The 17762-nt window shown below is 54.0% G+C and carries 13 protein-coding genes and 1 CRISPR repeat array; of the genes, 1 reads left to right on the top strand and 12 read right to left on the bottom strand.

What is annotated here, in order from left to right; translation table 11 throughout:
- Window positions 1-54: 54 nt before the first annotated feature.
- Entirely contained in the window at window positions 55-1056 is a 1002-nt protein-coding gene (gene mreB, locus B9L19_RS00990) for a rod shape-determining protein (RefSeq protein WP_025949592.1), read from the bottom strand.
- A 106-nt stretch (window positions 1057-1162) separates the two neighbouring features.
- A complete protein-coding gene (gene spoIIID / locus B9L19_RS00985; protein ID WP_011232801.1) occupies window positions 1163-1426 on the bottom strand; it encodes a sporulation transcriptional regulator SpoIIID in 264 nt (87 codons plus the stop codon).
- Between the two features lie 310 nt (window positions 1427-1736).
- Between spoIIID and B9L19_RS00980 the strand changes: the two genes are divergently transcribed.
- Window positions 1737-2243 (top strand): BsuPI-related putative proteinase inhibitor, encoded by a 507-nt coding sequence (locus B9L19_RS00980; RefSeq protein WP_025949593.1) that lies wholly within the window; start codon window positions 1737-1739, stop codon window positions 2241-2243.
- Between the two features lie 185 nt (window positions 2244-2428).
- Here the strand turns inward: B9L19_RS00980 and B9L19_RS00975 are convergent, their stop codons facing one another.
- The 10 genes from B9L19_RS00975 to nuoL all read right to left on the bottom strand — a co-directional run bounded on the left by B9L19_RS00975 (window position 2429) and on the right by nuoL (window position 17754).
- Window positions 2429-2965, bottom strand: a complete 537-nt coding sequence (locus B9L19_RS00975) for a chromate transporter (RefSeq protein WP_047752507.1) — start codon at window positions 2963-2965, stop codon at window positions 2429-2431.
- Window positions 2966-2990: 25 nt separating this feature from the next.
- Window positions 2991-4595, bottom strand: coding sequence for a gamma-glutamyltransferase family protein (locus tag B9L19_RS00970; RefSeq protein ID WP_047752506.1), 1605 nt, complete (start codon window positions 4593-4595; stop codon window positions 2991-2993).
- Window positions 4596-5511: 916 nt separating this feature from the next.
- A CRISPR array of direct repeats spans window positions 5512-6862; the repeat unit is 30 nt; unit sequence GTTTTTATCGTACCTATGAGGGATTGAAAC.
- Window positions 6863-7206: 344 nt separating this feature from the next.
- Window positions 7207-8094, bottom strand: a complete 888-nt coding sequence (gene spoIIQ / locus B9L19_RS00965) for a stage II sporulation protein SpoIIQ (protein WP_025949596.1) — start codon at window positions 8092-8094, stop codon at window positions 7207-7209.
- A 175-nt stretch (window positions 8095-8269) separates the two neighbouring features.
- A complete protein-coding gene (gene spoIID, locus B9L19_RS00960; RefSeq protein ID WP_025949597.1) occupies window positions 8270-9301 on the bottom strand; it encodes a stage II sporulation protein D in 1032 nt (343 codons plus the stop codon).
- A gap of 567 nt (window positions 9302-9868) precedes the next feature.
- Window positions 9869-11173, bottom strand: a complete 1305-nt coding sequence (murA, locus tag B9L19_RS00955) for a UDP-N-acetylglucosamine 1-carboxyvinyltransferase (protein WP_025949598.1) — start codon at window positions 11171-11173, stop codon at window positions 9869-9871.
- Window positions 11174-11204: 31 nt separating this feature from the next.
- On the bottom strand, window positions 11205-11960 hold the full coding sequence (locus B9L19_RS00950; RefSeq protein WP_025949599.1) for a YwmB family TATA-box binding protein: 756 nt from the start codon (window positions 11958-11960) through the stop codon (window positions 11205-11207).
- Between the two features lie 260 nt (window positions 11961-12220).
- A complete protein-coding gene (locus B9L19_RS00945; RefSeq protein ID WP_011232810.1) occupies window positions 12221-12460 on the bottom strand; it encodes a DUF1146 family protein in 240 nt (79 codons plus the stop codon).
- Window positions 12461-12828: 368 nt separating this feature from the next.
- A complete protein-coding gene (gene nuoN / locus B9L19_RS00940; RefSeq protein ID WP_047752505.1) occupies window positions 12829-14322 on the bottom strand; it encodes an NADH-quinone oxidoreductase subunit NuoN in 1494 nt (497 codons plus the stop codon).
- Window positions 14323-14326: 4 nt separating this feature from the next.
- Entirely contained in the window at window positions 14327-15904 is a 1578-nt protein-coding gene (locus B9L19_RS00935) for an NADH-quinone oxidoreductase subunit M (RefSeq protein ID WP_047752504.1), read from the bottom strand.
- Window positions 15901-17754: an NADH-quinone oxidoreductase subunit L gene (nuoL, locus tag B9L19_RS00930; protein ID WP_047752503.1), complete on the bottom strand. Its 1854-nt coding sequence runs from the start codon at window positions 17752-17754 to the stop codon at window positions 15901-15903. Before nuoL ends, B9L19_RS00935 begins: the two co-directional genes overlap by 4 nt.
- Window positions 17755-17762 lie beyond the last annotated feature (8 nt).

Here is a 17762-nt window from a genome sequence, read left to right as displayed (position 1 = left end):
TGATTCCATTATAGGCGGGCGGAGGCGACAGTCGCATCCCCCGCTTTTCCTTTTTTACACCAACTGCGATTTTGGCGCCCGATCGATGTTTTCCAGCATAATCCCGGTGCCAAGGGCGACGCAGTCCATCGGATTCTCCGCGACAAACACCGGAAGCTTCAGCTCTTCAGCAAGCAGCAAATCGATGCCATGAAGCAATGCGCCGCCGCCCGTTAAAATGACGCCGCGGTCGATGATGTCCGCCGACAATTCTGGCGGCGTGCGCTCGAGCACGCTTTTGGCGGCTTGTACAATCAAGGACACCGGCTCGCGAAGCGCCCGTTCGATTTCTTCTGAACGAATGGTGATCGTGCGCGGCAATCCGGTGACGAGATCGCGGCCGCGGACGTCGATTTCTTCGGACCGTGCGCCTGGGAATACCGTTGCGACCTTAATCTTGATTTCCTCGGCCGTTCGCTCCCCGATGAGCAGCTTATATTCGCGCTTGATGTAGTTTAAAATCTCCATATCAAACTTGTCCCCGGCCATTTTAATGGAAGAGGCGGTGACGATGTCTCCCATCGAGAGAACCGCGACGTCAGTCGTGCCACCGCCAATATCAACGACCATGTTTCCGCACGGCTGAAAAATGTCCATTCCGGCGCCAATGGCTGCGACTTTCGGCTCTTCCTCCAAGTACACTTTTTTGCCGCCGCTTTTTTCCGCTGCCTCTTTGATCGCTTTCCGTTCCACGGATGTTGTGTTCGTCGGGCAACAAATCAAAATGCGCGGTTTGGCGAAAAAGCCTTTTAGGTCGAGCTTGCTTAAGAAATGCTTCAGCATCGCTTCGGTAATGTCAAAATCCGCAATGACGCCGTCTTTGAGCGGCCGAATGGCAACAATATTCCCAGGAGTACGTCCGACCATTCGTCGTGCTTCTTCGCCGACTGCGAGCACTTTGTTCGTGTGTTTATCGATCGCCACGACGGACGGCTCATTGAGCACGATGCCTTTGCCTTTGACGAAAATGAGGACGTTCGCCGTGCCTAGGTCGATGCCGATGTCTCGTGAAAACATATGACTTGCTCCTCCTTGCCTCTGCCCTAAAATCATTCCTAATTGTTTATTTTACCATATTTGTCCCCTGGAATGATACTGCAAACGGCAGATGGCAAGGAAAAAGTCAGTTGTTTTTCACCGTCTGCTTTTTATACTTTTTCTTCGTTGCCTCCCCGCCGCGCAAATGGCGGATCGATTTATGGTAATCGAGGATTTGTTTCACTTCTTGGGCCAGCTCCGGGTTGATCTCCGGCAGCCGCTCGGTCAAGTCTTTATGCACGGTGCTTTTGGATACGCCAAATTCTTTCGCGATGACGCGAACGGTTTTCCTCGTCTCCACGATATACTTGCCAATCTTGATCGTACGCTCTTTGATGTAATCGTGCACACCACTCGCCCTCCCTAAGTTGGATGTGAGAAGTGAGAAGTGTGAAATGAGACTCGTCTTGCCAATGATGAGCGCCGCTTTCGCTGGATGTCTTAGAAGCGTCTTCATCGCGTCGCTTGCCGGTTGTGAACGATCCCCACCTCAACCACTCTCATTGCTGTTCAATTTGTAACATTTTATTAGACAAATCGGGCATATATACCAGAAATATCAAGGCGGACAACGGTTTTTTCACAATTTTTTTGCGGTTTGTAACGGAGAGAAAATGGGAAACGACTATAATGTAGAGAGGGAAAAAGGAGGAGCTGACATGGGCAAAAGAAAAATGATCGGCGTCGCGGCTGTGTTGGCCGGAGTGGCGGCGAGTGCGTTGTTCATGTACACCATCGGCAGTGATCAACCGCAGGCGAAAGATGATTTGCTTGGCCCCGCTCCGGCCGGCAAACCAGCGCCCGCGGGCGGAAAAGGCATCATCGCCGGGACGCTGGAGCCGTCGCTCACGTACGAAAAGCAACACGATGCTTACGTGTTTACGTTTACGGTCAAAAACCAAACCGAACGCGTGCAAACGATAACATTCACTAGCGGAAAAAGATACGACTACATTTTGTACCGCAATGGCAAAAAGGTGAAGCAGTTCAGCGAGAGAAAAATGTTTACGCAAATTTACGAACAGCGGACGTTAAAACAGGGAGAAGAACTGACCTTTCGAGAAACATTCCGCGGCCTAAAACCAGGAACGTATACACTTGATTGGTGGCTCGCTGATCCAAACTGGCCGAACGCGCGGGCGAAGGTGACGTTTACGGTGCAATGAGGCTTCGGGCGAACAGGAGCCGCCGCATGTGGGTATGCCAAAACGCCGCTCGTGCCGCATCAGCCAACAGCCCGGTCGGGAAAGGGCGCCCATTCGCCTGTCAACGGAAACAATGGCGAAAAGAGGGATGCTTCCGTCACTGTGAGGAAGCATCCCTTCTTTCTTTTTTAGCCATAGAGGACCATTCATGACGAGAGAAACACCGCCCCGTACACAAGCGCCAAGGCGATGACGTACGCTGGATGCAGGCGCCATTTGCCAAACATCAAAAAGGCGCTGGCGGCGGCAAGAAACACCGTTTGGCCAAGCCCGGCCCCTTCATACGACTCACGGAAAAAGTCGATGGCCATGAGCGCAAGCATGACGGCGATCGCTGGGCGGATGTAAGCAGTGAGCCGCTTCACTTGCGGCGCGTCTTTCCATTTGTACAAGAGCTGCAAAAGGGCCATCAGTAAAATGAGCGACGGAGCGACGCTGGCAAACACGGCGACAATAGCGCCAAGGACGACGGCCTGTTCATATCCGATATAGCCGGCCATTTTTGTGGCGATCGGGCCGGGCAAGGCGTTGGCAATGGCGAGAATTTCCGCAAACTCTTCATCGGTCATCCACCGGTATTTCGTCACCGCTTCAGCACACACGAGCGGGATCGAAGACGGACCGCCCCCGTACCCAAGCATGCCGACGCGGAAAAAAGCGAGAAATAAATGCCATTGGTTCATCGAAGTCATCCCTTTATCGTGAGTCTCACCAAGCAGCGACTGCACCGTCCGTACGCGGCTCCGTCCCGGCGGCAAGCACGCCGGTGTCAGGATCGCGCCAAATGATTTGTCCGCGGCCGAACGGACCTCCGTCTAAGGCAAAGCGAATGTCATGCCCTTTGCGGGCGAGCGCTTCGGCAATATGGCGCGGGAAGTGCGGCTCCACCCACACCGTTTTTCCTTCCACCCACTGCCAACGTGGCGCATCGAGCGCCGCTTGCGGGTTTAATTCAAAATCGACCGTGTTCATGATCACTTGCAGGTGCCCTTGCGGCTGCATGAATCCGCCCATGACGCCGAACGGACCGACCGGCGTGCCGCCTTTGGTCAAAAAGCCAGGGATGATCGTATGATACGGCTTTTTCCGCGGCGCCAGCCCGTTCGGATGGCGTTCATCGAAGACAAAGTTATGGCCGCGGTTGTGCAAGGCGATGCCGGTGCCTGGGACGACGAGGCCTGAGCCAAAGCCCATGTAGTTGCTTTGAATATAGGACACCATATTCCCTTCGCCGTCGGCGGCGGCCAAATAGACCGTTCCGCCTTTTGGCGGCGTCCCCGGCTCCGGTGTGAGCGCCTCCTCGCCGATTTGCGCCCGGCGCATCGCGGCAAACGACTCCGACAACAGCTCGTCTGGGCTGCAGCTCATATAGCGGCGGTCGGCGATGTACGCTTTTCCATCGGCAAAGGCCAGCTTCATCGCCTCGATTTGCCGGTGGCGCGTCTCGACATCCGGGACGCTTGGCACATCAAACCCGTTCATGATGTTGAGCGCCATCAACGCCACAAGCCCTTGACCGTTCGGCGGAATTTCCCACACCTCATAGCCTCGGTAGGAGACCGAGATCGGCTCGACCCATTCCGGTTCGTACTCGGCGAGGTCGTCCGCCGCCAAAAAGCCGCCGTATTGCTTCGAGAAGGCCGCGATTTTTTCCGCCAGCTCGCCGCGGTAAAAGCTTTCCGCTTCCGTTTCGGCAATGGAGCGCAGCGTCGCGGCATGATCCGGAGACGCCCACACTTCCCCGATCTTCGGCGCGCGGCCGCCCGGCGCAAACATCGCAAACCAGGCGGCGAACTCCGGCCCGTTCAGCGATTCTTTGTACACCCGATAAGCGTTCGCCCAGTATTTGCCCAGCACCGGCGATACTGGGTAGCCGTTCTCTGCATAGGCGATCGCCGGAGCGAGCGTTTCGGCAAGCGGCAGGCGGCCAAAGCGCTTGGACAGCGCCGCCCACGCCGCCGGCGCACCCGGCACCGTCACCGGAGCGAAGCCGTATTTCGGCATCTCCGTATAGCCGCGCTCTTTGAGCGCTCCAATCGAGATCGATTTCGGCGCATAGCCGCTCGCATTCAGGCCGTACAGTTTCCCATTCGTCCAGACGAGAGCGAACGCATCGCCGCCGATGCCGTTCGATGTCGGCTCAACGACCGTTAAACAGGCGGCCGCGGCGATCGCCGCATCAATGGCATTGCCGCCTTTTTTCAACACATCAAGCCCCGCTTGCGCCGCGAGCGGCTGCGACGTTGCGACGACGCCGTTTTTCGCAAACACCGTCATCCGCTGCGATGGGTATGGGTGGTATAGGTAGTCCATGGCCACGATCCCCTTTCTTTCGTTACGTGTGGAGTAAATCATTTCGCACAAACTGTGTCCGTTTTCATGTTTCATTTATTTCATTTTAACATCTTTCCGAAAGAAGTCTCCCACTTCTCAACGAAGTGAAAGTGGGAAATGAATGTCGGTTCGTGCAGCCTAAAGTCCAACTTGTTCTCGAACCGTGGGGCACACGGGAATCGCTCGGTCAATTTCCCGTCATGAAATGGGATTGCCCGAGAAACTCTCACCTCTAAGCAAAGCGTAGGTAGTGGGAGTATGTCACAGAAAACAGGAGATAATGGCCATTCTGTCCTCTAAAGTAGTGAAAGAATATTCAAGCCGCCTATAGTACTGAACGCTAATGTTCAATTGGCATCCTATTGTTTTTGGAGTCTGAACTTGGAACCGGAAAGTGTTCTTGCATGAAGCCACTCTCCTTTGGTATAGCTGGCCCCGCCTTCATTATGCAGATGACCCGCCAAGCAGACGATTTAGATGTCGTCTCAAGTTTGCCTAGCACCAAAGGAATGGAACAGGGATTATAGCAAGCAAGGCGGAAAGAAGTAAAACAGGGGAGGAAAAAGGTCGTCAAAAAAGAATCGAGGGAAGGACGCTCGACGTGGCGAAGAGAATGCTGGTGAAGGACTGGAATATCGACGCTATCAACGAACTGACCGGACTGCTGGTTGAAAAAACAAACGAGTGAAGAAGCAAACCATTCTCCTCAACCTTATATTCCCATTGTCGTCGACCCCCAATCGCGCAAAAACCCCTGGGGATCGACGACAGTGGTTTCGGGCTCCCTAAACCTACAGCCATCGATGACGAACCTTATTGACAGAATTTTTGAAATCTGTTATTCTGAAAGCAGCGCTAGATCGAAATGTTTGATACAACAAGCATTTTTGGGGGGGTTTTTATCGTACCTATGAGGGATTGAAACCCTGCAAATGTTCGCGTTTCCTTTTATCGATCCTCGTTTTTATCGTACCTATGAGGGATTGAAACCGATGTGCTGGATGCGTTTGAAAAGGCGGGTGCGCGTTTTTATCGTACCTATGAGGGATTGAAACTCGCTGCAACCAACCGAATGGCACAAGCGACGATTCGTTTTTATCGTACCTATGAGGGATTGAAACGGACTGTCGTTCGGTTTTTATCTTGTTTTGCTGCAATGTTTTTATCGTACCTATGAGGGATTGAAACTGGCTTTAATGTTGGTGTTGGTGTTGTTCACTACCGTTTTTATCGTACCTATGAGGGATTGAAACATGGGAAAGAAGTTCGTTTCAAGTCGAATGCGGCAACACGTTTTTATCGTACCTATGAGGGATTGAAACCTCTTCGATCGTGCGCAAACCTTGTGTGATAATGACGTTTTTATCGTACCTATGAGGGATTGAAACCAATGGGCTGACTGTGAATGGGGGCACGGCTAATGTGTTTTTATCGTACCTATGAGGGATTGAAACACCTATCTTTCTTTCCCGGTCGGTTCGGAACCCTGACGTTTTTATCGTACCTATGAGGGATTGAAACAATTCCTTGACGTTTCCCGTTGTCTTTTTCATACAAACGTTTTTATCGTACCTATGAGGGATTGAAACTATATAAGGTCCACATGTCGCGTCCCAGCCGCCGCGTTTTTATCGTACCTATGAGGGATTGAAACTTCGGACCGGCTATGCTTGAATCCAAAGGCGTTTGTTTTTATCGTACCTATGAGGGATTGAAACTGGCAATATGGTGCGATTCCAAAAGCTTGGGAAGACAGTTTTTATCGTACCTATGAGGGATTGAAACCCAAATCTTCGTATTCTTCTGGCACTTCACACTTCGTTTTTATCGTACCTATGAGGGATTGAAACTCGAGGAACACGACAGTATCAGCTCGGTCGAGTGGTTTTTATCGTACCTATGAGGGATTGAAACTGGGGAACGGCTTTACAATCAATCTCGACGATAAGCCGTTTTTATCGTACCTATGAGGGATTGAAACCTTGAAACGATTCTAACTGTTTGATGCGATATTCTTTCGTTTTTATCGTACCTATGAGGGATTGAAACTCGAGCTGGCGATTCGTGCCGCAAAGCCGGGCGGTTAGTTTTTATCGTACCTATGAGGGATTGAAACATAGATGAAGCAGGGATTATGTTTAATTCTCGCGAGTTTTTATCGTACCTATGAGGGATTGAAACTATGATTACTTTAAACATCGCAACCCAGAAGCATTGTTTTTATCGTACCTATGAGGGATTGAAACGGTTGAACCGCTCTTTCTTCATGGTAGGTGTGTCTTTTGTTTTTATCGTACCTATGATGATTGAAAGTCCGTTGTACCCTTTGCGAAGATTGATGATGTATGGCGAAGCGGCATCTGTTGTCTATGACCGCAGAGGCGTGGTGTCGCGCTTGCTTGACCCATTGATAGCGAATCCATTTGATAGAAAAGGACAACGCTCGATCACGAGGCGTGTTTCTGGCCGCCATGCTTCCCCGTCTGGCTTTCGAAGCATCAAAACAAAAAAAGACCCGCCCGCTTGTCTTGGCAAACGGACAGGCCTTTTCGTCGCGTTTTTCGTTTCCTCTTGCTCGACGCCTTGTCGATTACGCTCTTGCCATGCCGATCGAGGCGTCTGGCGTTTTGTAGGATGAAGCGTCGTTGTTTTCGTCTTGATGGTTGTCGCTTGGCGTCGTCGAATGGTCGTCAGCCGATGGTTGTTCATTCGCTGGGTTTTCGTCTGTCGGCGCTGTTTCGTCACTTGGGATCAATTCTTTTTCTTTGCTCGTGGCGGCGCGATCGCTTCCCGTTTTGTCTTCCGCTTTGTCGGTCAAAGCCGTCAACGGTTTGTCGACATAGTCGATCGGGTTGACCGCCCGGCCGTTTTTGCGAATTTCAAAATGGACGTGGATGCCGGCTTCTTTGTTGAATTCGCTTTGCCCTGCCTTGCCGATCACTTCACCTTGCTTCACCGTGTCGCCGGCTTCGACTTTCACATCAGCGAGCGATTGATAGACGGTCGTGACCCCTTGTTCATGATTGATTTCGACAACATAGCCCAAAATCGGGTCTTTTTCCGCTTTCGTCACCGTGCCGCTCAAGGAAGCGGTGACATCAAACGTTTTGCCGTCTTGGCGCACAAGATCGATGCCTTGGTTCGGGTGGTACGTATGATCATAAAAGACGAGGGCTGCTTCCTGTTCTGCTTCCGATGCTTTGTCATCGTAAAACGGCGTTTTCACTTGCACCGCATTTGGATCCAGCACCGGCATCGCAATCGTTTCAACCGTTTCATTGACCGGAACAGCCGGATTTTCTTGCTGGGCGGTGCCGTTTTTCGCCACGTTGTCTTTGCCCGTATTCTCTTCTTTGCCCAATTGAAACCAAAGCGCGCCAGCGACGATTAATGCGGCAGACGATAAATAGATCGCCGGAAATACCCAACGTTTGCGGAACAGACGCTTCAGCGACGATTGTTTTTGTTCCTCTCTCATGTTCATCACCTCAGCAACCATTTTGAACAGAAAGAGGAAAAGATATACACATCAAAACCAATTTTTTCACTTATTTTTTGACATTCGGCTAGATTTTATACAAAAAAAATGAAGGGCGTCTCCCTGCTGTTTGCCCCGAACATTTGACAGAAAAACCGGGGCGCAGAACCCCGGTTCATCCATTTTTCGCGGTCAATTTGTTTAAAAACGCCGTCGCTGATGAAATATGGACGCCGCGATAATAATATTTGACGATGTCAGCGTACGTTTTCCCTTCTTTGGCCATAAAGTTGGCTCCGTATTGGCTCATGCCGACGCCATGGCCGTAGCCTTTCGTCGTAATGATGATGTCATTCCCGCTACGCACCCAGGTGAAATCACTCGACGGCAACCCGAGCCGTTCGCGCACATCGCGGCCCGTAAACGTCTTGCCGCCAATCTTCACTTCGCCGACGCGGCGGCCGGGAGTGCGCGATACAATGACGCCGACGGAGCCGTCAGCGGGCAGTTCGACCCCCAGTCTTCGCTCGAATTCCGCCACTGGCATCGTTTTTCGCTGGTAAAACTTCGGGGATTGTTTGTCCCATGGGCTGGCGACGCTTTTTAAATACGGAAAATCGCTTTGCCAATAGGCTTCCGAATTTTCCGTATAGCCGTTGCTTGTCGAAAAAAACAGCGCCTCGATCGGCTCGTTGTGGTATGTCAAAATTTGTCCTTGCGTGTCCATCACCGCTTTTGTCACTTTTTTCATTTTCCAATCGTAGTCGCTGCCCCATAGTTTTCGCAGTTCGTCATCGCTGTAATAGACTTGATGAGCCACCGTGTCGGTCACATTCGCTCCTTTTGGCAGGCGAAACGGCTGGTTGGCGAGCAATTGCTTCACGATGTACGTTCTTGCCGTCAACGCTTGCGCCTTTAATGCCTCGAGTTCAAATTCGGCCGGCATTTCCGCCGCCACGACGCCGATGACGTATTGCTCGAGGGGAATATGTTCGACGCGTTGTTCTTTGCTTCGGTAGACCGCCACGTCGATGGACGGCCCTTCGGCTGTTTGCGGCCGTTGGACTTGTTCTTGCTTGTGCAGTTGTTCGGCCAATTTGGCCACCTTCCCGTCATAAAATGGAAGAACGAGCGCCGTCGGAATGACGAGGATGGCGACAAACAGCGAGAGAGCGAGCGCCATCACCGGTTTCAGTCGTTTCACCATAGCCGAGCCCCCAATATGCATTTTCCAAGCACAAGCGGACATCGCGAATGAATGCCTGCGTTGGCTTCGGTTCGTTACTATAGTTATGGGCTCGGACAAGTATATATGACAGTTTTCTTTCCAGCCAAAACCTCCATGAGCGCGTTTCGCACTCCGCCTAAAAGGCTGATGAAAACCAACGGATTCGCTCTGTTTGTGAGAAATCGCAAGGAATGACGCTATGGAGCTGCAAGATTTTTTCTATTTGAGAAACATTGTTGAAGAACAGCATTTCCCTTTACATCACCAGCCTTCTCAACATGAAGCCGTTGAAAAAAGTCGGCGACTGAATAGGGAGCGATGGAACAAGGGGGTTTTCGAAAGCACATGCTTCCCCACCGTCGCGACTTGCCGCGCGCGATGCGATCAAGCTTATGGAGAAACTTCATACAGACGGTCTTTCTCTGAGCTTCAAAACAGACCGTTAGGAACGAACAGTTGTTTTTTACCGTCCTTCGACGGTCGCCGTGTTCCAAGAAAAAACGACCATTCCCCGCCAAAAGGCAAGGAACGGTCGTTTTTCGCTCTTTATCCGTTCCATTGGATCGTTTGAATTTGGTCGAATTGTTCCGTTTCTTCGCGGACGCGTTCAATGTCGGCCCCAAGCGCAGCCAACTTTTCGTGGAAGCGGACATATCCGCGGTCGAGATGACGAAGCTCGGTCACGCGCGTGTAGCCGTCCGCCGCGAGTCCAGCCAAAATCAACGCCGCCGCTGCGCGCAAATCGGTGGCCGCCACTTCGGCGCCTTGCAGCTGGCACGGGCCATTGATCATGACGGAGCGGCCTTCAATTTTAATATCGGCGTTCATGCGCCGGAATTCCTCCACATGCATAAAGCGATTTTCAAACACCGTCTCGGTGATCATGCTCGTGCCTTCGGCTTTCAACAAGAGAGCCATCATTTGCGACTGCATGTCGGTCGGAAAGCCCGGATATGGCATCGTTTTAATGTCGACGGCTTTCAGCTTTTCCGGACCGATGACACGCAAGCCGTTTTCCTCTTCCATGACGGTCACGCCCATTTCTTCGAGTTTGGCGATCAGTGAGCCTAAATGTTCCGGAACGGCTCCTTGCACGAGGACATTGCCGCCGGTGATCGCCGCCGCCACCATAAACGTGCCGGCTTCGATGCGGTCCGGAATGACCGTATGCGTGGTGCCGACGAGCTCGTCAACTCCCTCGATTCGAATCGTTCCGGTGCCGGCGCCGCGCACTTTGGCGCCCATCGCGTTCAAAAAGTTCGCCAAATCGACGATTTCCGGCTCTTTGGCGCAGTTTTCGATCACAGTCGTGCCTTCCGCGAGCACGGCGGCCATCATAATGTTTTCCGTCGCCCCGACGCTTGGAAAGTCCAAATAAATTTTGGCGCCGCGGAGCCGTCCGTTCACTTCCGCATCAATAAAGCCATTGCCGACTTTCACAGACGCGCCCATCGCTTCAAATCCTTTTAAATGTTGATCGATCGGGCGCGAGCCAATGGCACAGCCGCCCGGCAACGCTACGCGGGCTCGGCCGTTGCGCGCCAACAGCGGCCCCATGACCAACACCGACGCGCGCATTTTTCGCACATATTCAAACGGCGCTTCCACCGTCAACGGACCGGTGGCATCGACGGTGACCGTCTCGCCGGCAATGTGCACATCGGCGCCTAAATAGCGGAGCACTTCACTGATTGTATATACATCGGAAAGAGCAGGCACATCATGAATCGTACTTGTTCCTTTCGTAGCCAATAAAGTGGCAGCGATGACAGGCAAAACGGCATTTTTGGCGCCTTCCACTTTGACCGTGCCGCTCAACCGGTTTCCGCCACGGACGATGATCTTTTCCAAGGTATTCCCCTCCGCGTCCAATTTCTCTATATTAGTATTCAATGGTAATGATTGGGGTTCCAACAACGACGCGCGTCTTGCCGCCCAATCTTTCCCTCAAGGCGAGTTGCAGGTTGATCGGCTGATGATGGGCGGTTGGGAGAACGTTCTTCCACTGCCCAGTATATGCAGACAGGGAAACGAGTGACTCTTCCCGCAGCCACTCGACAGGCGTCGCTTGAAAATCGCGAAGCAATTGAGAGGCTTGGTCGAACAAACCACTTTTCATATTACCACTGAACTCGCCTTCTATACAAGCAAAAAATGTAGGATGGTTCACAAATAGTCCGTTCGTCGTTTTTTCCATGTGCCTTTTTATGTCTTTCCAACCAGCTTGGCTCCACGTTGGACCGGCCGCTTCATAGAGGATATACGTTTGCGGCGTTCCATTTGTGACGGTCATCACGAGCTGAATTTGTTCACGAAACAAGGAATGTTCATTCGTGCCGATCGCTTTTTGCCAATGGCTAGTTTGGTGGAACGTCCAGCGAAAGGAGCGGTATGTTTGTTTGAGCTCCGCCATTTTTTTGAAAAAGTCCGCATCATTTTGAATATCGTGGGTATACTCTCTTGTGTACACGACCCAGCGGCCGAGCGAGGCACCGTGCTGCGCCAATGTGTGCGCCATCATTTCCAACGGTTCGGACCATTCGTTCCCCCGCGCGCCTTCCGTCCGATATTGCCCTGCGGCCAACAACAAGACCCCGGCGGCCAGAGCCATCAACCAACAGATTGGATTTTTTCTCATCTTCGTTCCCTTCCTCTCCTTACTTGTTATTGTTGCCACCGGGCAAGGGAACATACGTCAAAAAAATCGACAACCGGCGATTTTTGAAATCGCTTTCATAAAGAAACATCAAAGCGGAGGGCAAACAGCCGAGAATCCATGGAAGAAGGGGACGGGACGGAGAGCAAAGAGGCGGCGGCAAGAACGGATCGACCCGACAGAGGGCGAGGCAAGCGGGCAGTTGGAGGGGGAGCCGAAGCACCATAGCGCCCCGGGCCTCCCTATTCGCGGAACAAATACGGCAAATCGGTTGACCAAGCCCAATAGTCAAGGAAAAAGTTCGCCACCGTCGAGCCGATGGCAATCGTCAATAAAATGTACAGCAGCCGCCCTTGGACGACGCGGTTCGGCCGAAGCAGCACCTCGAGCCGCACCGCCTGCAGCGTCCACCACGTCACCGCTAGAAACGCCAAATGAACGATAATCGAAATCAACGCTTGTTGGCCGATGACCGGCATCATCAAGTTTCACCTCTTTCTCAAGCATATGTGAAACGACGCATACGAAGCATTTCCTCTTTTTCGGAACGCGGCGAGCAGCCAAAGCACTTCATGCGTTTCGAAAACAGATTAAGCGGCGCATGATAAGCTCTTCTCCCCCGAAACAGAGCCGCCCGCACATCCAAGGTGCTCCTCGTCCCGAAACAAAGCCAGCGGGATGAGCATTCCCCTCTTTCGATGAAAATGCGCAGGCCTTGAAACGTTCATGCTAGGCGGAAAGCAAACATGTCTCGATGGAGCTTTCCTCGCAGCGCATCCCCTCCTTTCCAAACGAATCTGGCGGCGCAAAAAAAGAGGAGAGGCATTCTCCCTCTCCCTTTATTCTACCGTTACGGCAAAAAATCGCCAAAATGCCCAAACCGAGCGAGCATATCGTAAGCAAGTCCCGGCGCCCAGCCGATCGCCAACGTTCCAAGCGCGCAAAAGATGACAGCGGTCGACAGCCCGGCCGGCAGCCGGCCAAGCGGCGCGGTGAACGTCGGGCGGAAAAAGAGCTGGACGATCAAATTGAAATAATACACGTATGAGATGACGGTCGTGATCGCCATCACGGCGGCGAGCACATAATGGCCCGGCTCTGTGACGACAAGGCCGATGAAAATATGCAGCTTGGCGATAAAGCCAGCTGTTCCTGGGATGCCGGCGAGCGAGAGCAAAAACAGCCCGAGCGCCGCAGCCAGCAGTGGGCGGTGCCGATATAAGCCAGTGAGTCCATCCAAATCATCGGATCCGGTTTCATTGACAATATGGGCAATAATGGCAAACGTCCCGATGTTCATCAACGTATAGACGAGCAAATACATCCAGAGCGAATCGATCATCGCCCATGACATCGCGGCAAACCCGGCGAGCAAATAGCCGGCGTGGGCGATGCTCGAGTAGGCGAGCAGCCGCTTTAAACTCCGCTGCCGAAGCGCCACGACGCTGCCGATGATCATCGTCAGCCCGGCTAACACGGTGATGACCGGCTGCATCGACAAAAGGAGCGATGACGGATCCCTCCCTTCTGCCGGCGCAGCGGCAAAGATCGTCACCAGCAAACGGAGAAGAAGGACAAAGCCGGCTGTTTTCGACACGACGGCAAAAAACGCGGTCGCGGGAACGGGCGCTCCTTCGTACACGTCCGGCGCCCACATATGAAACGGAACGGTCGCCAGCTTAAACGAAACGCCGATCAGCAAAAGCAGAAACGCCAAAGCAAGCATGTACGGCTCGTTCGTCTCCTGCAAGCGGCGCGCGATGCCGCCGAGATTCGTCGTTCCGGTCAAGCCGAACACATAACTCATGCCAAACAGCATGATGGCGGTGGCGATGCCGCCGTTAATGACATATTTGAGCGCCGCCTCGTTCGATGCCGGCGCCGTTTTGCGCAAGCCGGCCAAAATGTAGGACGACACCGAAAGCAGCTCAAGGCTTACAAATAATGTAAGCAAATCGCCGCTAGACGCCATCATCATCGCCCCAAGCAGCGCAAACAACATCATATAGGCAAACTCGCCGCGGTGCGGACTGCCTTCTTTCGGCGCCCATTCGGCCACTAAAAGCAGAGCGAGCGCTCCGCCAGCCAGCACAACGAGCTTGAACGCTTTGGCGAACGCATCAAGCCGGAACGTATCATGCAAAATCGATGCCGACTCGGCCGGGATCATCGCCGCTGTCGCGATCATGGCGAGCGCTGCCGCCGCCGCGGCGCCCCAAGCAAGCGGCCGGCGGCTTCGGCTACTTGGCAGCGCCAAGTCCATCACCAACAGCGTTATGGCGGCCGCGAGGACGATCCATTCGGGCGCCATCATGCTCCAATCGGATTGCCATACATCGTTCATGTGATCAACCCCCTAGCCCGTTCATCATCGTCTTGACGACGGCCGTAAGCGGCGCGGCCAATAGCTGCGGATAGACGCCGACGGCCACGATCAACGCGACGAGGATGAACGCCGGCACAGCTTCTTTTCCTTGCAAGTCAACGACGCCCCCTTGCGGTTCACCGAGGCTTGCCGCAGATGCTTGCGGCTCACGCGAGCCCACGACCGCTTCCCGCCGGTCGCGGGGGCGGCCGAATGTGATATCAAGGACGGCTTTCAGCGAGTAGACAGCAGCGAAGATCAAGCCAAGCGCCCCCACGGCGGCAAGGGCCGGCTTCGTTTGAAACAGCCCGAGAAACGACGTGAATTCACCGACAAATCCCGCCAGCCCCGGCAGACCGAGCAAGGCGAGCGCCGCTGTGAGCAAATACCCGGAAAAGAGCGGCATCGCTTTCGTCAGTCCACCAAGCCGGTTGATGTCCGTTGTTCCCATTCGATGAGCGAGCACGCCGACAAGCAAAAACGACAAGGAAGAGATGAGTCCGTGCGCGATCGATTGCAAGACCGCTCCTTGAATGCCGGCCTCATTCAACGCACCGAGTCCGATGAGCACGACCCCCATGTGCGACACACTCGAGTAGGCGAGCACGCGCTTCAATTCGCGCTGGCGAAGCGCCAACAGCGCGCCGTACAGCACGTTGATGACGCCAAATAGAGCGAGAACGCCGGCAAACGAGCGGAACTCATCCGGGAACAGGCCGATTCCGAACCGGATCATCCCGTACGCCCCTATTTTCAATAAAACCCCAGCATGAAGCATCACGACCGGCGGCGGCGCTTCAACGTGAACGCGGATGAGCCAGCGATGGAACGGAACAGCTGGCAGCTTGACGGCAAATGCCAACAGCAGCCCGCCGAGCAGCCAGCGACGCCCTTCCGCCGTCAGCGGCGCAATCAGTTGCCCTTCCGCCGCTGGATTATGTAACATTTCATGAAGCAAGGCAAAGTTCGCTGTTCCCGTTCGGGCAAGCAGCACCGCGATCACGACAAGCAGCAAAGCCGAGCCGAGCCCGTTGTACAACAAGTAGCTGTACGCCGCCCGCTCGCGCTCCAACCCGCCCCACTTGCCGACAAGCAAAAACATGGCGACCAACGTTACTTCCAAGAAGAGGAAAAACCAAACGAAATTGGCGGCGGAAAATACGCCGAGCATGCCAATCTCAAGCGCCAGCAGCCAGAGAAAATACCCTTTTTTCTCCGTTTTGACAAGCATCGACGCCAAAGCGGCCAACGTCGCCAACACCGCGGTCAGAACGATAAAGACAAGCGACAGTCCATCGATGCCAAGCTCATAGCGGATCACATACGCCGCGTCCGTCAAAAATGGCAGGTCCGTAAGCCGCACCCAGTCCCGTGCTTCGTCGAGCCGCTCGAGGCGAAACCCGCGCCCGGACTGAACGAAAGCAAACAACGCCAAAATGAGCGGCGGTACGGTGGCAGCCGTTCCGAGCCATTGAATCATTCGTTCATCCGTTTTGCGCACAAACATCAGCAACACGATGCCTAACAGCGGCGAAAAGACGAGCAGCGATAAAAACATCATAGCCAGTACCCCCCTGTTAAGGCGAAAATGACGACCAAAATCGCCAATCCGGCCACCGTCACCGCCCCATACGTCTGCGCCTGCCCATTTTGCCCGCGCGACCCAGCCGAGGCGGCCGCGCCGACAATGCCGGCGGCAAGCCGGGCAAGCCCTTCCACCAGGAAGCGGTCGACATACGCCAACAGGCGGCTGATCCATGACACAAGCGACACGACCGTCAAACGGTAAATGTCATCGATGTAGTAATGACGGCGCAGCAGCTCATCAACATACGGAACACGCGCGGACAGCCAATCGCGCGGCATTTTCTGCGCCCCGTACATCAGCCAAGCGAGAAAAATCCCTGCAAACGACACGATCGTCGCCAAAACAGCGATCCATCCCGGCGCCGCTTCATGACGATACGCTCCATCCGTCAACCATTCGCCAAGGAACGAGCCAAACCACGGCGTTTGCATGTATCCGGATGCAATCGACAGCACGCCGAGCACAAACATTGGCGCCACCATCGAGGCCGACGCTTCATGGGCATCCTCATGATGCCGCGCTTTGCCGGAAAAGACGAGGAAAAAGAGCCGGAACATATAAAACGACGTCAACAGCGCGGCAGCGACCGCGAGCCAAAAGAGGAGGCGCGGCCCGTTCGTCCAGGCGGCGGCCAAAATTTCGTCCTTGCTGAAAAAGCCGGCGAATAGCGGAACCCCGCTGATCGACAGCGCCCCAATGAGGAATAGCGGCGCGGTCCATGGCAGCCGCCGCCAAAGTCCGCCCATTTCCTCGATGTTTTGCGTACGGACGGCGTGAATGACGCTCCCGGCGGCCAAAAAGAGGAGCGCTTTAAAGAACGCATGCGTCGTCAAATGGAAGATGGCCGCGACATAGCTGCCGGCGCCAAGCGCCAACATCATATAACCGAGCTGGCTGATCGTCGAATACGCGAGGACGCGCTTGATGTCCGTCTGCACCAAGCCGATCGTCGCGGCGAAAATGGCCGTCACCCCGCCGATCGTCGCCACCGTCATCATGGCTGTATGGCTTGCCTCATACAGCGGAAACAATGCCGCCACAAGGTACACACCGGCCGCCACCATCGTCGCAGCGTGGATGAGCGCCGACACCGGCGTCGGGCCTTCCATCGCGTCTGGAAGCCATGTATGGAGCGGAAATTGCCCCGATTTGCCGATGGCGCCGATGAAAATCAAGATCACAGCGAGCGTCGTCATCCCCGGCGACAGCGTCCCGTCGCCGACGGCGCGGAAAATGTCATCGTAATCAAAGCTGTGCGTTTGCCAAAAGAGCAGCATCATGCCGATCAAAAAACCAACGTCGCCGATGCGCGTCATGATGAACGCTTTTTTCGCCGCCGCTTTTGCTTCTTCCTTATAGAAGTAAAAACCGATCAGCAAAAACGATCCAAGCCCGACGAGCTCCCAAAAGATGTACGCCTGCAGCAAATTCGGCGACAGCACAAGACCGAGCATCGCAAACGTAAACAGGCCCAAATACGCGTAAAAGGTGGAAAACCGTTCATCGCCAGCCATGTACCCTTGCGAATACACATGGACGAGCCAGCTGACGAGTGCGACAAGCGCAAGCATCCAAGCGTTTAGAGCCGTGACGGAAATCCCGACCGTCAACGTCACGCCGCCGATCGTCATCCATGTCCAGTTTGCCTCATACGTCGACCCACCGAGGCGGTCCACAAGCACCACGAGCGCCCAAAGCAGCGACAACAACGTCGCGGCGATGCCGACATAGGCGCTTCGCTGCTTCCATCTCCGTCCGAACAGCAACAACAGAATGAACGAACCAAGCGGGAACAGCGGCACGACCCAAGCTAGGTTCATCATCGTTCCCA

This window comes from Geobacillus thermocatenulatus, from assembly GCF_002217655.1.
Taxonomy (GTDB): domain Bacteria; phylum Bacillota; class Bacilli; order Bacillales; family Anoxybacillaceae; genus Geobacillus; species Geobacillus thermocatenulatus.
Note: the sequence above shows the minus strand (reverse complement) of the source record. Positions and strands in the feature narration are given on the sequence as shown.